General features: G+C 59.4%; 18 protein-coding genes. 14 read left to right on the top strand and 4 right to left on the bottom strand.

The features are described 5' to 3' along the window. The first annotated feature begins 18 nt into the window (after positions 1–18). The 9 genes from KUV39_RS02715 to KUV39_RS02675 all read left to right on the top strand — a co-directional run bounded on the left by KUV39_RS02715 (position 19) and on the right by KUV39_RS02675 (position 8,523). Positions 19–921, top strand: a complete 903-nt coding sequence (locus KUV39_RS02715; protein WP_222458857.1) for a DMT family transporter — start codon at positions 19–21, stop codon at positions 919–921. A 120-nt stretch (positions 922–1,041) separates the two neighbouring features. After that, positions 1,042–2,187, top strand: coding sequence for an OmpP1/FadL family transporter (locus KUV39_RS02710; protein WP_222458856.1), 1,146 nt, complete (start codon positions 1,042–1,044; stop codon positions 2,185–2,187). A gap of 174 nt (positions 2,188–2,361) precedes the next feature. After that, entirely contained in the window at positions 2,362–3,234 is an 873-nt protein-coding gene (locus KUV39_RS02705) for a hypothetical protein (protein WP_046210209.1), read from the top strand. 56 nt (positions 3,235–3,290) lie between these two features. After that, positions 3,291–4,208: a homoserine O-acetyltransferase MetA gene (gene metA / locus KUV39_RS02700; RefSeq protein ID WP_008562987.1), complete on the top strand. Its 918-nt coding sequence runs from the start codon at positions 3,291–3,293 to the stop codon at positions 4,206–4,208. Then, on the top strand, positions 4,159–5,190 hold the full coding sequence (locus KUV39_RS02695) for an alpha/beta fold hydrolase (protein ID WP_244998197.1): 1,032 nt from the start codon (positions 4,159–4,161) through the stop codon (positions 5,188–5,190). The genes metA and KUV39_RS02695 overlap by 50 nt, the downstream gene beginning before the upstream one ends. Before the next feature lie 60 nt (positions 5,191–5,250). Beyond that, positions 5,251–6,120, top strand: coding sequence for a polyphosphate kinase 2 (ppk2, locus tag KUV39_RS02690; RefSeq protein ID WP_050673424.1), 870 nt, complete (start codon positions 5,251–5,253; stop codon positions 6,118–6,120). Then, positions 6,113–6,730 (top strand): TetR/AcrR family transcriptional regulator, encoded by a 618-nt coding sequence (locus KUV39_RS02685; RefSeq protein ID WP_008560159.1) that lies wholly within the window; start codon positions 6,113–6,115, stop codon positions 6,728–6,730. The genes ppk2 and KUV39_RS02685 overlap by 8 nt, the downstream gene beginning before the upstream one ends. A 113-nt stretch (positions 6,731–6,843) precedes the next feature. Continuing rightward, positions 6,844–7,665 carry a class I SAM-dependent methyltransferase gene (locus KUV39_RS02680; protein ID WP_222458855.1) on the top strand — a complete coding sequence of 274 codons (822 nt, stop codon included), beginning with the start codon at positions 6,844–6,846 and terminating at the stop codon, positions 7,663–7,665. A 6-nt stretch (positions 7,666–7,671) separates the two neighbouring features. Further along, entirely contained in the window at positions 7,672–8,523 is an 852-nt protein-coding gene (locus KUV39_RS02675; RefSeq protein WP_222458854.1) for a glycosyltransferase family 25 protein, read from the top strand. A 139-nt stretch (positions 8,524–8,662) separates the two neighbouring features. Here KUV39_RS02675 and rpsI read toward each other — a convergent pair whose 3' ends face one another. The 3 genes from rpsI to KUV39_RS02660 form a co-directional block, all read right to left on the bottom strand. Next, positions 8,663–9,148, bottom strand: coding sequence for a 30S ribosomal protein S9 (gene rpsI / locus KUV39_RS02670; RefSeq protein WP_008559248.1), 486 nt, complete (start codon positions 9,146–9,148; stop codon positions 8,663–8,665). Between the two features lie 5 nt (positions 9,149–9,153). Next, on the bottom strand, positions 9,154–9,612 hold the full coding sequence (gene rplM, locus KUV39_RS02665; RefSeq protein ID WP_037302410.1) for a 50S ribosomal protein L13: 459 nt from the start codon (positions 9,610–9,612) through the stop codon (positions 9,154–9,156). 162 nt (positions 9,613–9,774) lie between these two features. Further along, complete coding sequence (locus tag KUV39_RS02660) at positions 9,775–11,190, bottom strand: aminotransferase-like domain-containing protein (protein WP_222458853.1); 1,416 nt, start codon at positions 11,188–11,190, stop codon at positions 9,775–9,777. Between the two features lie 91 nt (positions 11,191–11,281). Between KUV39_RS02660 and KUV39_RS02655 the strand changes: the two genes are divergently transcribed. From KUV39_RS02655 to asd, 4 genes are all read left to right on the top strand, one after another. Then, positions 11,282–11,515 (top strand): DUF1127 domain-containing protein, encoded by a 234-nt coding sequence (locus KUV39_RS02655; protein WP_222458852.1) that lies wholly within the window; start codon positions 11,282–11,284, stop codon positions 11,513–11,515. A 196-nt stretch (positions 11,516–11,711) separates the two neighbouring features. Continuing rightward, positions 11,712–12,218: an adenosylmethionine decarboxylase gene (gene speD, locus KUV39_RS02650; protein WP_046210205.1), complete on the top strand. Its 507-nt coding sequence runs from the start codon at positions 11,712–11,714 to the stop codon at positions 12,216–12,218. Further along, a complete protein-coding gene (gene speE, locus KUV39_RS02645; RefSeq protein WP_222458851.1) occupies positions 12,215–13,078 on the top strand; it encodes a polyamine aminopropyltransferase in 864 nt (287 codons plus the stop codon). Before speD ends, speE begins: the two co-directional genes overlap by 4 nt. A gap of 163 nt (positions 13,079–13,241) precedes the next feature. Then, positions 13,242–14,132 (top strand): archaetidylserine decarboxylase, encoded by an 891-nt coding sequence (asd, locus tag KUV39_RS02640; RefSeq protein WP_222458850.1) that lies wholly within the window; start codon positions 13,242–13,244, stop codon positions 14,130–14,132. A gap of 2 nt (positions 14,133–14,134) precedes the next feature. Here asd and KUV39_RS02635 read toward each other — a convergent pair whose 3' ends face one another. Beyond that, entirely contained in the window at positions 14,135–14,569 is a 435-nt protein-coding gene (locus KUV39_RS02635; RefSeq protein ID WP_222458849.1) for a PaaI family thioesterase, read from the bottom strand. A 64-nt stretch (positions 14,570–14,633) separates the two neighbouring features. Here KUV39_RS02635 and KUV39_RS02630 point away from each other — a divergent pair, with 64 nt between their 5' ends. Continuing rightward, complete coding sequence (locus KUV39_RS02630; RefSeq protein ID WP_222458848.1) at positions 14,634–15,428, top strand: enoyl-CoA hydratase; 795 nt, start codon at positions 14,634–14,636, stop codon at positions 15,426–15,428. Positions 15,429–15,556 lie beyond the last annotated feature (128 nt).

Here is a 15,556-nt window from a genome sequence, read left to right as displayed (position 1 = left end):
AAGGAGATCGGGGGCACAATGGCAGAGCAGGACGCGCAGATTGGCAAGGCCGCGCTTTGGATGGTGGGGGCGATTGTGTCGTTTTCGTCTATGGCCATTGCAGGGCGTGAGGCGGGGCTGACGCTTGATACGTTTGAGATCATGACCTACCGCAGTCTGGTGGGGCTGGTCATCGTCGTGGCGATCCTTACGATCAGCCAATCCTGGCACAAGGTGCGCCGGGACAGGCTGGGGCTGCATCTGATCCGCAATGCTGCTCATTTCACTGGCCAGAACCTCTGGTTTTTTGCGGTGACGCTGATCCCGCTGGCGCAGGTTTTTGCGCTGGAGTTCACCTCTCCCCTCTGGGTGCTGATCCTGTCTCCGCTTCTGCTGGGCGAGCGGATGACCCGCCCGAAAGTGCTGGCAGCGACCCTTGGCTTCATCGGGATCCTGATTGTGGCCCGCCCCAGCCCGGAAACCCTGAATGCAGGGATCGTGACCGCTGCGGGTTCGGCAATCTTCTTTGCGCTGACCATCATCTTTACCAAGCGGCTGACCCGCCATGAAGGGATTGCCTCTATCCTGCTGTGGCTGACGCTGATGCAACTGGTGATGGGGGTGGCAATGGCAGGCTGGGACGGTGACATTGCTGTGCCTGATGCCGCAACGTCGCCTTGGCTGCTGGTGATCGGCTGTGCGGGTCTGGCGGCACATTTCTGCATGACCAACGCGCTGTCTGTTGCGCCTGCGACGGTTGTTGTTCCGGTGGATTTTGCGCGCCTGCCAACAATCGCGATCCTTGGAATGATCCTTTATGGTGAGGCACTTGACCTGTGGATCCTGCTTGGTGCCTGCGTGATTTTTGCTGCGAACTACATCAATATTCTCGATGCAGCCGGCCGGTTGTCGGGTGCAAATGGCGCCAAAAAATCACACTGACAGAGCGGTTTGCACCCTGCCGCTAATTGCCTCTGCGTCAACGTTGACCGAAAAAAACGCCCTTGCTAGCGTCCCAAGCTAGTTACAACCAGGCAGATATGGCCTGGACAGGGAGGAACAATGAAACGCTATCTTGCAACATCAGCGGCTCTTGCGCTGGTTTCCGCCGGGACGGCCATGGCGAGCGGCCTGGACCGCACCGGCCAGCCCATCGGCATCATCTTTGAAGAGGGCAACTACGCGGAGTTTTCCGTCGCGACCACATCCGTGGACCTTTCGGGCAATGACCGCGCCACCAGCACCGCGGGCACCACGCTCAACCCGTTCCGCTCTGCGACCGGTGATGTTGGCGACCGTTTCAACATGTTTGGCGCAGGCTACAAACGTGACCTGAACGAGCAGCTGTCCTTTGCGCTGATCTTCGACCAGCCCTGGGGTGTTGACGTGAACTACCCCGTTGGCAGCTCTGCGCTGCTGGGCGGCACCACGGCGGTTGCAGATTCCAACTCGCTCACGGCTCTGCTGCGCTACAAATTCAACGAGAACTTCAGCGTTCACGGCGGGATCCGCTATCAGGAAATCGACGGTGCGATCAACCTCGCAGGTGGCGCCTACAGCTCGATCGGTAGCCAGTACAACGTGCGGGTCAACAAAGACGGAGCCTTTGGCTGGGTCGCAGGCGTTGCTTATGAAATCCCCGAGATCGCGCTGCGCGCTGCTCTGACCTACTCCTCTGAAATCGAACATGATTTCAGCCTGACCGAAACCTTTGCAACCGGCGCATCGGTTGGAACCTCGACCAAGACCAAGACGCCGCAGTCCGTCAATCTGGACCTGCAGACCGGGATCGCCGAAGACACGCTGCTGTTTGGTGGCATTCGCTGGGCCGAGCACAGCGTCACCGATCTCGTCGTGCCGGGCCTCAGCACCCAAGCGAGCCGCTCCATCGATCTGATCGATCTTGACGATTCCGTCACCTACACATTGGGTGTTGGCCGCAAGTTCAACGAGAACTGGTCTGCCTCTATCGCGGTGATCTACGCTGATGTGGACGGCGACAACCTGGTGTCCCCTCTCGCGCCGACCCACGGCTACGAGGCGATCCGCCTGGGCGTTCAGTACACTCAGGACAAGATGAAGATCTCTGCGGGCATCCGCTACACCCGTCTGGGTGACGCAATCGCAGCGCCCGGTGGCGTTGGCGTTGCAGACTTCAGCGACAATGACGCGGTCAGCTTTGGCGTGAAAGTCGGCTACAGCTTCTGATCCCGTGACAGGCCGCGCCCCAGCGCGGTGTCCAGACAGCCCCTGCATCCCGGTGATGCGGGGGTTTTCATTTGTCCGCAGCTTGGGCAGGCGAACGCGGGACATCTGGTCGCGATTGACCCACGCGACATTGGTCAGTAGCAAGGCAAAGAACCAAAAGGGACCGGATTTCAGATGCTTTATTCCTCTGCCGAAGAGTGGCGCAACGCGCCCCAGAAACGGGTTTTGTTCTTTGGCATGTCCGGTCTGGGCAAAACATATATCTCCAACATCCTGCGGGGTGCGGGGAGCTGGTTTCACTATTCGATCGATTACCGCATCGGCACCCGCTACATGGGCGAATACATCGCCGACAATGCCAAGGCAGAGGCGATGAAAGTCCCGTTTTTGCGCGATCTGCTGCTGTCGGATTCCATCTATATCGGCTCAAACATCAGCTTCGAAAATCTGACCCCCGTTGCCTCTTATCTTGGCAAACCCGGCAACCCGGACAAAGGCGGGCTGCCGATGGCGGAGTATACCCGCCGTCAGGACCAGTTCCGCACCGCCGAGCTGAATGCGCTGCGCGACACCGGCTATTTCATCGACCGGGCCGAACGGCTTTACGATTATCCCAACTTCATCTGTGACACCGGCGGCAGCATCTGCGAATGGGTTGAGGCCGACGATCCAAGCGATCCGCTGCTGACGCAGCTGTCGCAGCAGACGCTGATGGTCTGGATCAAAGGGGACGAGGCCCACACCCAGGAATTGATCCGCCGCTTTGACAGAGCGCCCAAGCCGATGGCCTATCAGCCGGCCTTCCTCGCGCGGGTCTGGCAAGAGTATCTAAAGGAAAACGCCCTATCCGAGGAACAGGTCGACCCCGACACCTTTATCCGCTGGACCTATGCCCAGGCCCTGGCACACCGCCAGCCCCGCTATGAGGCGATGGCGAAAAACTGGGGGGTTACGGTCACCGCCGACCAGATTGCCTCGGTTCGAAGTGAGGCTGATTTCACAGACGTGATCGCCAACGCCCTTGAGCTTCGGGCACAGGCCTTCTAGATCTCACCATCCCGGACCTCAGAACGAGGCCGCCATACGACAAAAAAGGATAAGACATGCCGATCAAGATCCCCGCTGACCTGCCCGCCTATGACGTTCTCACGAACGAAGGCGTGATGGTCATGTCGCCGGATCAGGCGGCACGTCAGGACATCCGCCCCCTGCGCATCGGGTTGCTGAACCTGATGCCCAAGAAAATTCAGACGGAAAACCAGTTTGCCCGCCTGATCGGTGCAACGCCGCTGCAGATCGAACTGTCACTGATCCGCATGACAGAACATCAGACCCGCAATACTGCCGCCGAGCATATGGCAGAGTTCTATCGCCCGTTTCAGGAGATCAAGGACGAGCGATTTGACGGGCTCATCATCACCGGCGCCCCGATTGAGCACCTGCCGTTTGACGATGTGACCTATTGGGACGAACTGCGCGAGGTCTTTGACTGGACCCAGACCAATGTCCACTCCACCTTTGGCGTCTGCTGGGGTGGGATGGCGATGATCAACTACTTCCACGGCGTGAAAAAACACATGCTGGATCACAAGGCATTCGGCTGTTTCCGTCACCAGAACATGGACCCCGCATCCCCCTATCTGCGCGGGTTCTCTGATGATTGTGTGATCCCCGTTTCGCGCTGGACCGAAATCCGTCAGGATGAAATTGATGCGCGCCCCGGTCTGACCACCCTTCTCGGCAGCCCCGAAGTCGGCCCCTGTCTGGTGCAGGATCCGGGTCATCGTGCGCTCTATATTTTCAATCACTTCGAATACGACAGTGATACGTTGAAACAGGAATATGATCGCGATGTCGAAAGCGGCACGCCGATCAATGTTCCGATCAACTACTACCCTGACGACGACCCGAGCCGCAAACCCCAGAACAGATGGCGCAGCCATGCCCATCTTCTTTATGGCAACTGGATCAATGACATCTACCAGTCGACCCCCTTCGATCTGGCAGAGATCGGCCGCTAAGGCCGTGCTGGCGACATCACTTGTCCTCGCGCTGGGTGCGGGCGTCACATTGTGGCGGGCATCGGTGCGCGAGGCGGTGGCGGTGGCAAACTATCCGCCGCAAGGCCAGTTTCTGGAGGTCACGGGCGAGCAGGTCCATGTTCTGGACTTGGGCCAGCCTGCCGGATGGTCGTCTGACGCCCCTGCCCCGGACCTGGTGCTGATCCACGGCGCCAGCGGCCATATTCGCGATATGAGCTTCCGGCTCGCCCCGGCGCTGCGCGATCGCTACCGCATCGTGATCGTTGACCGGCCCGGCCTGGGCTACAGCAGCCGGGCCGACCACACCGGCGCGAGCCTGGCCGAACAGGCCCGACTGATCCGCGGTGCCGTTGCCCAACTCGACGTGCGGGCGCCAATCGTTCTGGGCCAGAGCTATGGTGGCGGGGTTGCGCTTGCCTGGGCGCTGGATGCGCCTGGCTCTCTCTCTGCGCTGGTGACTGTCGGGGGGGTATCCCACCCCTGGCCCACGCCCCTCAGCCGGTTTTACAAGATCACATCGTCGCCTTTGGGTCAGGCGCTGGTGGTACCCCTGCTGACGGCCTTTGTGCCGCGCCAGACCATCCGCGACACCCTGACCGAAGTGTTTGAACCCCAGCCGGTTCCAGAGGGTTATTTCGACCACTTTGGCCCGGGGCTCACCTTGCGCCGCTCTGCCATGCGGGCCAATGCGCTGCAACGGGCAAACCTGCTGGCAGAAATCACCGCAATGGCCCCCCGTTACCCTGCGCTCCGCCTCCCGATCGAGGCCGTCCACGGCAGCGCAGACACAACTGTCAGCCTTGATCTGCACGCCCGGCAATTGAAACGCGATGCGCAGGCGGTCAACCTCACGGTGCTGGATGGGATTGGCCATATGCCCCATCAGGTCGCGACCGAGGCCGTCGTTGCCGCGGTCGACCGCGCCGCAGAACGGGCAGCAGCGCAGGCACGTCTTCGTTAAAACGATTCACATTTCGCGCCAAAGCCCCATATAAGGGTTAGAAGACAGAAGGAATTTCATATGCCCCTGCCCTTTGACGGTGCCATCAGCCGCTTTTACGAAGAAGATGCGCCACAGGACATCCGTGACGCGATTGGCGCCGCCGACAAGGACGACGTTCTGGACCCCAGCTATCCCTATGACGAGCGGATGGGGCGCAAGGCGTATGAAAAACAGATGCAGGCGCTGCAGATCGAATTGGTAAAGCTCCAGTCCTGGGTGCGCGACAGCGGTGCGCGGATTGCGATCCTGTTTGAGGGGCGCGACGCGGCTGGCAAAGGGGGCACGATCAAGCGGTTTCGCGAAAACCTGAACCCGCGTGGCGCCCGGATCGTGGCCCTGTCCAAACCCACAGAGCAAGAGCGCAGCCAATGGTATTTCCAGCGCTATATCGCCCATCTCCCCTCGGCCGGAGAGCTGACGTTCTTTGATCGCAGCTGGTACAATCGCGGTGTGGTCGAGCCTGTTTTCGGCTTTTGCACCGAGGCCCAGAAAGAACATTTCTTTCATCAGGTTGGCGGCTTTGAAGAGGCGCTGACAGAGGATGGCATCCAGCTGTTCAAGATCTGGCTGAATGTGGGTCGCGCAGAGCAGCTGCGCCGGTTTCTTGCCCGCGAGCGCGACCCGCTGAAGCAATGGAAGCTGAGTTCCATTGACGTCAAGGGGCTGTCCCTTTGGGACGAATACACAGCCGCGATTGGCGACACGCTCAGCCGCAGCCATACCCCCCATGCGCCCTGGACCATTGTCCGCTCCGACGACAAACGCCGCGCCCGCCTCGCGGCCATCCGCAGTGTCCTGAGCCGCATCGACTATGCCAACAAAGACCACGAGGCGCTTGGCGTGATTGACGCGGGCATCTGCGGCGGACCGGATCTGTGGAATGCCTAAACGCGGCTATCATCACGGCAACCTCCGGCAGGCGCTGGTCGAGGCCGCGCTCCACCTGATCGAGGCAAAGGGCCCCACGGGCTTTACCCTGTCGGAAGCCGCAAAACAGGCAGGGGTGACGCCCGCTGCCGTTTACCGCCATTTCGATGGGCGTGAGGATCTGATCGCAGAAGCCGGCCGACAGGGTTACATCATGTTTGCCGATCTGATGCAGCACGCCTACGACAAATACCAGCCCTCTGCACTGGCCGCATTTGAGGCAACCGGGCGCGCCTATCTCGCCTTTGCGCGCAAACATCCAGGCCATTACATCGCAATGTTTGAAAGCGGCATTTCCGTCAACCGCACCCCGGAGCTGGCCGAGGCCGCAGCCCGCGCGCGCGGCATCCTTGAGCGCGCGGCCTCTGATCTGAGCCAGCACATCCCCGCCGAAAAGCGCCCACCCGCATCGATGTTTTCGGCCCATGTCATGGCCATGAGCCACGGGGTGGTCGAGCTATATGCGCGCAACTCCCCCGGCGCCGCCTCCCCCTTCCCCCCCGAAGATCTTTTGGAGAGCGGCATCGGCATCTATCTGCGCGGACTGGGCCTGATTGAACCGGACAGGTGAACCTGTTACTGCCATCTGATAGGGCAGACGAAACGGGCCCGGCACGCGCCACCAACGCATCAGCCACGCCCAGCATTTGCACCTGACATAACTCATAGAAAACAAGGCCTAAGATGAAGAGCTTGCTGTCGAAATGGAACCACCGGCGGAAGTTTCTCCGGGGAGAGAAGCGCGCCAACGAGACGGCGAAGGCAATAGAAGCCAAGCTGACATCGGGCGAGCGGGCTGAAATTGAGACCCTGATGTCTCGGTTCTCACCTTGGGAAAGCGGCCTTCCTTTGGTTCGTGTGGGCGGCGATCTCGATGGCGGCTATCTGCTTCCCGACGACTTTGACGGCATCCAAGCGCTCTACTCTCCCGGTGTGGATGAGACCGTTGGGTTTGACTTAGAAATCGCATTGCGGGGTATCGAGTGTTTTCTGGCCGATGGAACCGTCGAAGAACCCCGTAACCTTGCCCCCAATATGCACTTCGAAAAGATGATGATCGGCAATGGTCCGGCGGAGACCTTCATGTCGTTTGAATCTTGGGTCAACCGCACATCTCCCTCGGGTGATTTGTTGCTGCAGATGGACATCGAAGGTTTTGAATACAGCGTCCTGCCAGCGACACCGCGCGCTCTTCTGGATCGGTTCCGGATCATCGCCATTGAGCTGCACGAAATCGATAGGATGTTGCTTGGATCACGCCGGTCGGAACTGGCGTCTTTCATGGACTTGCTGTGCGAGAACCACGTTATTTGTCATCTTCACCCAAATACGGTCACGCCTCCTGTTACGATTCTTGGTCGTCAGATCCCACCACTGCTGGAACTCACTTTGCTCCGCAAGGATCGGATAAAGGCCAAGCCGCTGTCGCCTGCCCCTTATCCGCACCCACTTGACGCGCCAAACAGTCACGATCTGCCAGTTCGTGATTTTCCAAAGTTCTGGTGACTCAACATGAACGTTTTTCTGATCAATCTTGACCGGGCACCGGATCGACGCGCTCATATGCTGAGCGAGCTGTCGCGTCTGCTGCCAGGCACTGAGGTTCAACGCGCCCTTTGCGTGGACATCAAGGCTCCAGACTGGACGCCCCCTGCGGAATTCACCCCAGGCCGCTGGATGAGCGATCGCTGGGATCTCCCGGCAAGCGATATCGAAATCTTCCGCAGTCACATGGACTGTTGGAAGCGGATTGCTGCGTCTGGCCAGCCTGGACTGGTGCTTGAGGATGATCTTCTGTTTTCGGATGATTTTGGCCGGATCGCGTCAGAGTTGATGGCCAACGGACCGAAGGGAATTGTCAGATTGGACGCCGTTGCAACCCCCATGTTGCGCCGCACGGGCACGGCCACAGATGGCGGATATCAGCTCAACCAGATCAAAACACTGGCCCCAAGCGCGGCCGCATATGTCGTCGATCCTGACACGGCAGCCGACATGGCGGCGACCGCCCGCATTGAACGCACAGTTGATGATTACCTGTTCGACCCAGATCCAGCCGCTCGTGGTGCCCGAGGGCACACCCACCCGATTTACCAGATTGAGCCCGCCGCAGCTGTTCAGGCCCAATTCGGCTCTTACGCGGATTCGAGCCGTGACATTCCCGATTTCCTCAAGGCAACCAAGCGGACAGATGTCAGAACCCGCAAGGACCGTCGGTTTTCCGGTCCCCTGCTGTATCGTCTTCGCAAAGAGATCCTACGGATGCGCCACCGAAAGAAAGCCGCAGCTGAGATAAAGAAGGCGGACCAGTCCAAATACCGGTGGGGTCGTCCAGATTTAAACAAACAGCTCAGGTGGGATTGATCCCATAAGAGAAAACCGCCCATCTGGGCGGTTTTTTTTCACCCCGCCAGCAGCCGACATGGCTGGCGATTGCCGGGTGGGCGCAAAATAAAAAGGCCGCAGAGTGCTGCGGCCTTTTCCAAAATCTTGGTCCGTAAGCTTAACGCTTGGAGAACTGGAAGGAACGACGGGCCTTGCGGCGGCCGAACTTCTTACGCTCAACAACGCGGCTGTCGCGGGTCAGGAAGCCAGCGGCTTTCAGTGCGCCACGCAGGGACGGATCATAAAGCTGCAGCGCTTTGGAGATGCCGTGCTTGACCGCACCGGCCTGACCGGACAGGCCACCGCCTTTGACGGTTGCGTAAACGTCGAACTGGTCCTCGACACCGGCAACCTGGAACGGCTGGCGCAGGATCATCTGCAGAACGGGACGTGCGAAATATGCGTTCAGCTCTTTGCCGTTCACAGAGACCTTACCGGAGCCCGGCTTGATCCAGACACGGGCAACAGCGTCTTTACGCTTGCCGGTCGCATAGGCGCGGCCCAGTTCGTCACGAACGGGTTCACGAACGATGGTTTCTTCAGCGACTGCTTCCACACCGGTTGCAGCTGCGAGCTCTTCGAGAGTGTTGATCTGATCAGCCATCGGTCTCAGCTCCGGGTGTTTTTCTTGTTCATGGACTTGACGTCCAGAACTTCGGGGGCCTGGGCTTCGTGCGGGTGCTGGGCACCAGCGTAGATACGCAGGTTGGTCATTTGCTGACGGGACAGACGGTTGCCGGGCAGCATGCGCTTAACAGCCTGGTAAACCACGCGCTCAGGGTGCGCGCCTTCCAGGATCTGCTGTTTGGTGCGGGATTTGATGCCGCCGGGGTGGCCAGTGTGCCAGTAGAAGTGCTCTTCGCGCTTCTTGCCGGTCATCTGAACCTTGTCAGCGTTGATCACGATGACGTTGTCGCCCATGTCCATGTGCGGAGTGAAGGACGGCTTGTGCTTGCCACGCAGACGCATGGCGACGATCGATGCAAGACGGCCCAGCACCACGCCCTCGGCGTCGATGATGATCCACTTCTTGTCGATGTCTGCCGGGGTAGCAGAGAAGGTTTTCATATCAGGTAAATCCTGTTTGACGTTAAGGGCAAACCCATCACGGGCCACCCGAATTCGATGGACGGGGTTTACGGTGGATAAAAGCGCAGGTCAACACCCCAAATCCACATAAAATCATGCGTTTTCAATGGCTTGCAAAATAGGTAATATAATACCCCACGCTTAAACGCTGATTTGCTCCGGCGGATTGTCCAAAAGGGTTCTGAGACGGGTCATCGCGTCCTCAAAACGGGCTATGGTGACATGGCCATTGATGGCGATGCGCACCGCATTGGGCGCGCGGCCATCCCGCAGGGCAAATTCATCCGCCGACCTGATCTGCACCCCTTGCGCCTCCGCAGCGCGGGTAAAGGCCGCCGCACGCCAGCCAGAGGGAAGCATCAACCACAAAAACGGCACGCTGTCCGACCAGACCAGTTCAAAACTGCCAAGCGCATTGACGGCGATGCGGACATATTTGGCCATCTCTTTGCGCACATCGCGCACCAGCTGCGGTGTACGGGGATCGGACAGCAGGATGCGGGTCAGCTCTGCCAGCGGTTGGGCAATACCGAAGTAGCTGTATTCAGCTGTGCGTCGCAGATCGGCTGCGCGCCCCTTTGGGGCCAGTGCAAAACCCACTCGCAATGCCGGGGTGATGGTCTTTGAAAAAGAGGTCACATGCCAACCCAGCTCTGGCGCAAGCACACGATAGCTTGGCGCGCGCGCTTCTCCCATACGATAGCAATCATCTTCGATGATCTGCACCTCATGGCGGCGGGCAATCTCGACGATCCGCTTGCGCCGCTCCAACGGGGTATAGAGCCCCGTTGGATTGTGCACTTCCGGGCTGGTGCACAAAACGGTGGCGCCGGTCTTGCGGATCGCCAGCTCCAGTGACTCGGGCAGGATGCCCTTTTCATCCATTGCCACCCCAACAACCCGCGCCCGTGCCAGGTCTGCCGCGCGGCGAAAACCGGCATAAGACAGATCTTCGACAAGGATGGTCGGCTGCGCCCCTTCCAGAACGGTCTGCAGTACCGTCAGGATCCCGTTCTGGCCCCCATGCGTCAGCACGACGTCATTTTGATGCACATTGCCCAGCAGATCATCCGACAGCCACTCTGCCACCACCTCGCGCACCGGCTCATAGGCGTCGCGGGTTGGATAGTCCAGAAACAGCAGCGGATCTGCCTGGGACACCTTGACCATCGCTTCGCGCAGCGCAGCCACCTGGCCCACATCCACCAGGCGCGGGCTGAACAGGCTGACATGTCCCGGATTTTGCGCCTCAAGCAGGTGAAGCTGCCGCGACCAGACATCATCTGGCACTTTGTTTTCCGGCTCTGCCACAAATGTCCCGCGCCCCACCTCTGCCTGCAAGAGCCCGGCATCCGTCAACATGGTGTAAGCGCGCGCAACGGTCCCAGGGGTGATCTTCAGCTGATAGGCCAGCTCTCGCACCGGGGGCAGCTTTGTACCGATACAAAGCGTACCATCCTCGATCGCACCTCGGATTGTATCAGCGACACGCTGGTATTTCGGACCAGCCCGACCAGAAAGGTCCGATGTGAGCGCATTTGGCCAAATTGTACCCATTACAATCCTTCCTTAGACAATGCAGTCCGCAAATTGTACGCAGTGATTGTTACATTAACACAGGATTGTATCAGTACAATAGGAAATTACCATGACACAGTACACAAAGACGACATCCCCAGACATGCTTTACCTTTCCAGCCGCCCTGCCCTGCCGGTGCTGGCAGAGGCAGCCGTCGCCTTTGCGGTCCTGATCACGAAATGGACGGTCCGACAGCGGACCCGCCGTGTCCTTGCTGCGCTGAGCCAGGAACAGCTCGATGATGTCGGGCTGAGCCGCGCCGAGGCACATTACCAAGCCACTCTTCCGTTCTGGCGCCCATGATCCCCGGGCAACGGAACCACCTCATGGCCGGGGCCCGCCCCGGCCTTTTTTATTTTCGTAAAAAAAGTCTTGAAAGAATCCCGCACCCACAATAGATGCCCCCTCACTTTCGGTACCGATCCCAACCCCGGACTCTTATCCGGGGGGGCGCTAAGGGCCGGCTGGATTGTCATCTACTGGAACGAAGGGGAGTGTCATGAAAGACGCCAACCTCTTCCAACTGGGGATCGGTCTGGAGACAGGCGCCCATGAGGAAGATACCGCCCGCGGTGTAACACCCGCGAATCTCGACGCTATTGTGGAATCGGATCGCGAAGACCATTTCATCCGCAAGGATGGCAAGGTTTTTGCAGGCACCCATCTGATCATCGAAGTGATGAACGGCACTGGCCTGGACTGCGAAACCCGCATCCAGAATGCCTTCCGCAAATGTGTTGAGGTCTGCGGCGCAACTCTGCTGCACATTCACACCCACAAATTCTCGCCCCAAGGCGTCTCTGGCGTAGCCGTGCTCGCCGAGAGCCACATCTCCGTACACACCTGGCCGGAAATCGGCTATGGCGCGTTTGACGTCTTTATGTGTGGCGATGCAGAGCCTTGGAAGGCTGTCGATGTGCTGAAAGACGCCTTTGACACCGACACCGTGGAAGTGCGCGAACTGCTGCGCGGCGAAGAGCTGATTGCGAAAGAGGTGGCGGCATGACCACCTCTGACAAGCAGGAGTGGGTCACCGAAGGTCTGCACGCGCATTACGCCCAGCGTCTGCGCGTGGATGAGATGCTGTATGACAGCAACACCGAACACCAGCGCCTGAAGGTGTTTCAGAACGGTCAGTTCGGCCGCATTCTGACGCTGGATGACGTGGTTCAGACCACCGAGGGTGACAACTTCATCTACCACGAGATGCTGACCCATGTGCCGATCCTGGCCCATGGCAATGCAAAACGTGTGCTGATCATCGGTGGCGGCGACGGCGGCATGGCCCGCGAAGCGCTGCGCCACACATCGGTCGAACATGTCACCATGGTCGAGATCGACGCAGGGGTGGTGGATTTCTCCAAAGAATATCTGCCGATGCTGAGCGACGGCGCCTTTGACGATCCGCGTCTTAATCTGGTGATCAATGACGGTGCGCTCTTCATGAAAGAGAACACCGAAAAATTCGACGTGATCATCGTCGATTCGACCGACCCGATCGGCCCCGGCGAAGTGCTGTTCACCGACACCTTCTATGGCCACGCCGCGCGGTCGCTCACTGAGGATGGCATCATCGTCACCCAGAACGGCGTTCCCTTCATGCAGGGCGACGAACTGACCGGAACACTGCGCGCCTTTCAGGCGTTGTTTGCAGATGCGTCCTGCTATCTTGCCTCGGTTCCGACCTATGCCGGCGGCCCGATGGCCTTTGGCTGGGGCAGCCACTCCGACAAGGCCCGTCTGGTGAGCCTTGAGGATCTGGAAGCCCGCTTTGCGGCGGCCGACTTTGACACCGGGTATTACAACCCGGAGGTTCACAAGGCCGCGTTTGCCTTGCCGAACTACGTGAAAAAGCTGTTCCCGTAAGGGACAGGCATCAGGGGGCTTCGGCCCCCTTTTTCTTTGGCTTGACCGCCACTCCCGCCCCTTGGACGGTCCCGCCCCTAGCGGCGCGCACCAATCCCCCTTGGCCTGACTGCCAGTCTTTGCTAGGCGCGACGGGAGCGAAACAAAATCTGGCAGACCCACAATGCAGCGCGATCCGATCCTTGTTGTAGACCGTGAGACCGGCGAAACCTTCGAAGAGGTGGTGCTGGGCGAAAAATGGATCCGCTGGGCCTATCAGAACGCCAGTGCCAAACCCGTCGAGAAACTGCTGTTCCGCTCGGCCCTTATCAGCCGCATCATGGGGGCTTGGTTTGACTCCCGGCTGTCGCGGGGCAAGATCTCTGCGGTGGTGGACGAGCTGTCAATCGACATGAAAGAGGCCACGCAACCCGTTGAAACGTATCAAAATTTCAATGACTTCTTCGCACGAAACCTGAAACCGGAAGCCCGCCCCTTTGATCCCGATCCCAAGCAGGTTGTCAGCCCTGCCGATGGGCGTGTGCTGGTATTTCCCGAACTGGCCGAGGATGTGTTTGTCCCCGTCAAGGGCCATCCGATGTCGGTGCGCAGCATGCTGCCGCAGATCGGGGAACGCTTCATCGGCGGGGCCCTGGCCATCGTGCGGCTGTGCCCGGCAGATTATCATCGCTACCACTTTCCGGCATCGGGCCGGATCACGGCAGCGCAGGACATTTCCGGCGCGCTGCATTCGGTGAACCCCATTGCGCTGGGGGCCGGGCCAGATGTCTTTGGCGAAAACAAGCGCAGCTGGACCCTGATCGAGACCGACATGATCGGCACCTACGCCTTTGTCGAGGTCGGCGCGTTTGGTGTGGGCTCCATCGTCAATACCCGCACCAGCGGCGCGGTCGAGAAGATGGACGAAAAGGGCTATTTCAAATTCGGTGGCTCGACCGTGGTTGTGGTGTTTGAACCGGGCCGCGTGCAGTTCAGCTATGATCTGGTCACCAACAGTGCCAAGGGTCGCGAAACACTGGTGAAAGTGGGCCAACCCCTCGCCACTGCGATCTAGGGTCAGGCGGTGCCTGCCTTTTTGGGCGGAATTGCGTAGGTCATGGTAGAGCGCGCAACGGGCTGCGGATCCCCTTGCGAGTAGATCAGCACGTCGCCAACCGCCAACTGACGCCCCAGCTTGAGCAGCTTGCCCTCGGCCACCAACGGGGTGCCGCCTGCAGGTTTGCGCATGAAATCAAAGGAGGCATTGGTCGTCACCGCCAGCGCCTCACGCCCGATACGCGACAAGACCAGCGCGTAGATCGTCACATCCGCCAGCGCAAACATCGAAGGTCCGGAAATGGTGCCACCCGGACGCAGGTGACGATCATCCACAACCAGGCGCATGGTGATGCCCTCTTCATCCAGCCGCTCGATGACAAAATCATTTGCCACCTCGGCAAACACCTCATGCAGGTAATCACCCAACCCTGCGGCATCAAATGCCAGACCCATGGTTTTCCTTCCCAGAATTGTTCTCTTTGCCTAACGTTGGCCTCAATCCGAGGGAGGACACAAGATGGCAATTCTGGAACGTCACGACAGCAACGGGATCGCAACCCTGCATCTGAATGCGCCCGAGCGGCTGAACGCACTGTCTGACGAAATGCTGGCAGCCCTGAAGGCCGAAATTGATCGCCTGCACAAGGACACGGACACGGACACACGTGTTGTGGTGATCGCCGGGCGGGGCAAGGCATTCTGCGCGGGCCATGACCTGCGCGAGATGACAGCCGGGCGGCAGGCAGAGGATGGCGGCGCAGCCTATTTTGCCGATCTCTTCTCTCGCTGCACCGAGGTGATGCTGGGCCTGCAACAGATCCCCCAGCCCGTTATCGCCCAGGTCCACGGGATCGCAACCGCCGCTGGTTGCCAGCTTGTCGCCTCCTGCGATCTGGCGGTGGCGGCAGAGGGCACGCGCTTTGGCGTGAACGGCGTCAACATCGGGCTGTTCTGTTCAACGCCGATGGTGGCGCTCAGCCGCAACATCCACCGCAAGCAGGCGTTCGAGATGCTGACCACGGGCGAATTCATTGATGCAAGCCGGGCCGCAGAGCTGGGCCTTATCAATCGCACGGCCCCACCCGAACAGCTGGAAGCCGAAACCCGCGCCCTTGCCGAGACCGTCGCCAGTAAATTGGGGGCTGCCGTGCGGATTGGCAAACGGGCGTTTTACGACCAACTGTCGCTGCCCACAGCAGACGCCTATGCCTACACCGGCGCGGTCATGGTCGAGAATCTGATGCTGGATGACACCATCGAGGGCATCGACGCATTCCTGCAAAAACGGCCCCCAAGCTGGAGCAAAGCCTGAGTTTTGGGAAAATAAATCTCAAAGGTCTGCAAAATTTTAGGCTTTGTTTACCAATCGGGATTTATTGTTTCCATGTCGGGTCTTTCAAACAAGGCAAGATCATGGCAAAGATTGGGCAGGGTTTATGG

It is taken from the genome of Phaeobacter italicus (genome assembly GCF_019801785.1).
In the GTDB taxonomy this organism is placed as follows: Bacteria; Pseudomonadota; Alphaproteobacteria; order Rhodobacterales; family Rhodobacteraceae; genus Phaeobacter; species Phaeobacter italicus.
The sequence above is the reverse complement of the archived record's forward strand: the minus strand, read 5'-3'. Positions and strand labels throughout refer to the sequence as shown.

Bases quoted from the DNA above. Each gene is read 5' to 3' on its own strand.
- KUV39_RS02715 (WP_222458857.1), top strand. From the start codon at position 19: ATGGCAGAGCAGGACGCGCAGATTGGCAAGGCCGCGCTTTGGATGGTG.
- KUV39_RS02710 (WP_222458856.1), top strand. From the start codon at position 1,042: ATGAAACGCTATCTTGCAACATCAGCGGCTCTTGCGCTGGTTTCCGCC.
- KUV39_RS02705 (WP_046210209.1), top strand. From the start codon at position 2,362: ATGCTTTATTCCTCTGCCGAAGAGTGGCGCAACGCGCCCCAGAAACGG.
- metA (WP_008562987.1), top strand. From the start codon at position 3,291: ATGCCGATCAAGATCCCCGCTGACCTGCCCGCCTATGACGTTCTCACG.
- KUV39_RS02695 (WP_244998197.1), top strand. From the start codon at position 4,159: ATGACATCTACCAGTCGACCCCCTTCGATCTGGCAGAGATCGGCCGCT.
- ppk2 (WP_050673424.1), top strand. From the start codon at position 5,251: ATGCCCCTGCCCTTTGACGGTGCCATCAGCCGCTTTTACGAAGAAGAT.
- KUV39_RS02685 (WP_008560159.1), top strand. From the start codon at position 6,113: ATGCCTAAACGCGGCTATCATCACGGCAACCTCCGGCAGGCGCTGGTC.
- KUV39_RS02680 (WP_222458855.1), top strand. From the start codon at position 6,844: ATGAAGAGCTTGCTGTCGAAATGGAACCACCGGCGGAAGTTTCTCCGG.
- KUV39_RS02675 (WP_222458854.1), top strand. From the start codon at position 7,672: ATGAACGTTTTTCTGATCAATCTTGACCGGGCACCGGATCGACGCGCT.
- rpsI (WP_008559248.1), bottom strand. From the start codon at position 9,148: ATGGCTGATCAGATCAACACTCTCGAAGAGCTCGCAGCTGCAACCGGT.
- rplM (WP_037302410.1), bottom strand. From the start codon at position 9,612: ATGAAAACCTTCTCTGCTACCCCGGCAGACATCGACAAGAAGTGGATC.
- KUV39_RS02660 (WP_222458853.1), bottom strand. From the start codon at position 11,190: ATGGGTACAATTTGGCCAAATGCGCTCACATCGGACCTTTCTGGTCGG.
- KUV39_RS02655 (WP_222458852.1), top strand. From the start codon at position 11,282: ATGACACAGTACACAAAGACGACATCCCCAGACATGCTTTACCTTTCC.
- speD (WP_046210205.1), top strand. From the start codon at position 11,712: ATGAAAGACGCCAACCTCTTCCAACTGGGGATCGGTCTGGAGACAGGC.
- speE (WP_222458851.1), top strand. From the start codon at position 12,215: ATGACCACCTCTGACAAGCAGGAGTGGGTCACCGAAGGTCTGCACGCG.
- asd (WP_222458850.1), top strand. From the start codon at position 13,242: ATGCAGCGCGATCCGATCCTTGTTGTAGACCGTGAGACCGGCGAAACC.
- KUV39_RS02635 (WP_222458849.1), bottom strand. From the start codon at position 14,569: ATGGGTCTGGCATTTGATGCCGCAGGGTTGGGTGATTACCTGCATGAG.
- KUV39_RS02630 (WP_222458848.1), top strand. From the start codon at position 14,634: ATGGCAATTCTGGAACGTCACGACAGCAACGGGATCGCAACCCTGCAT.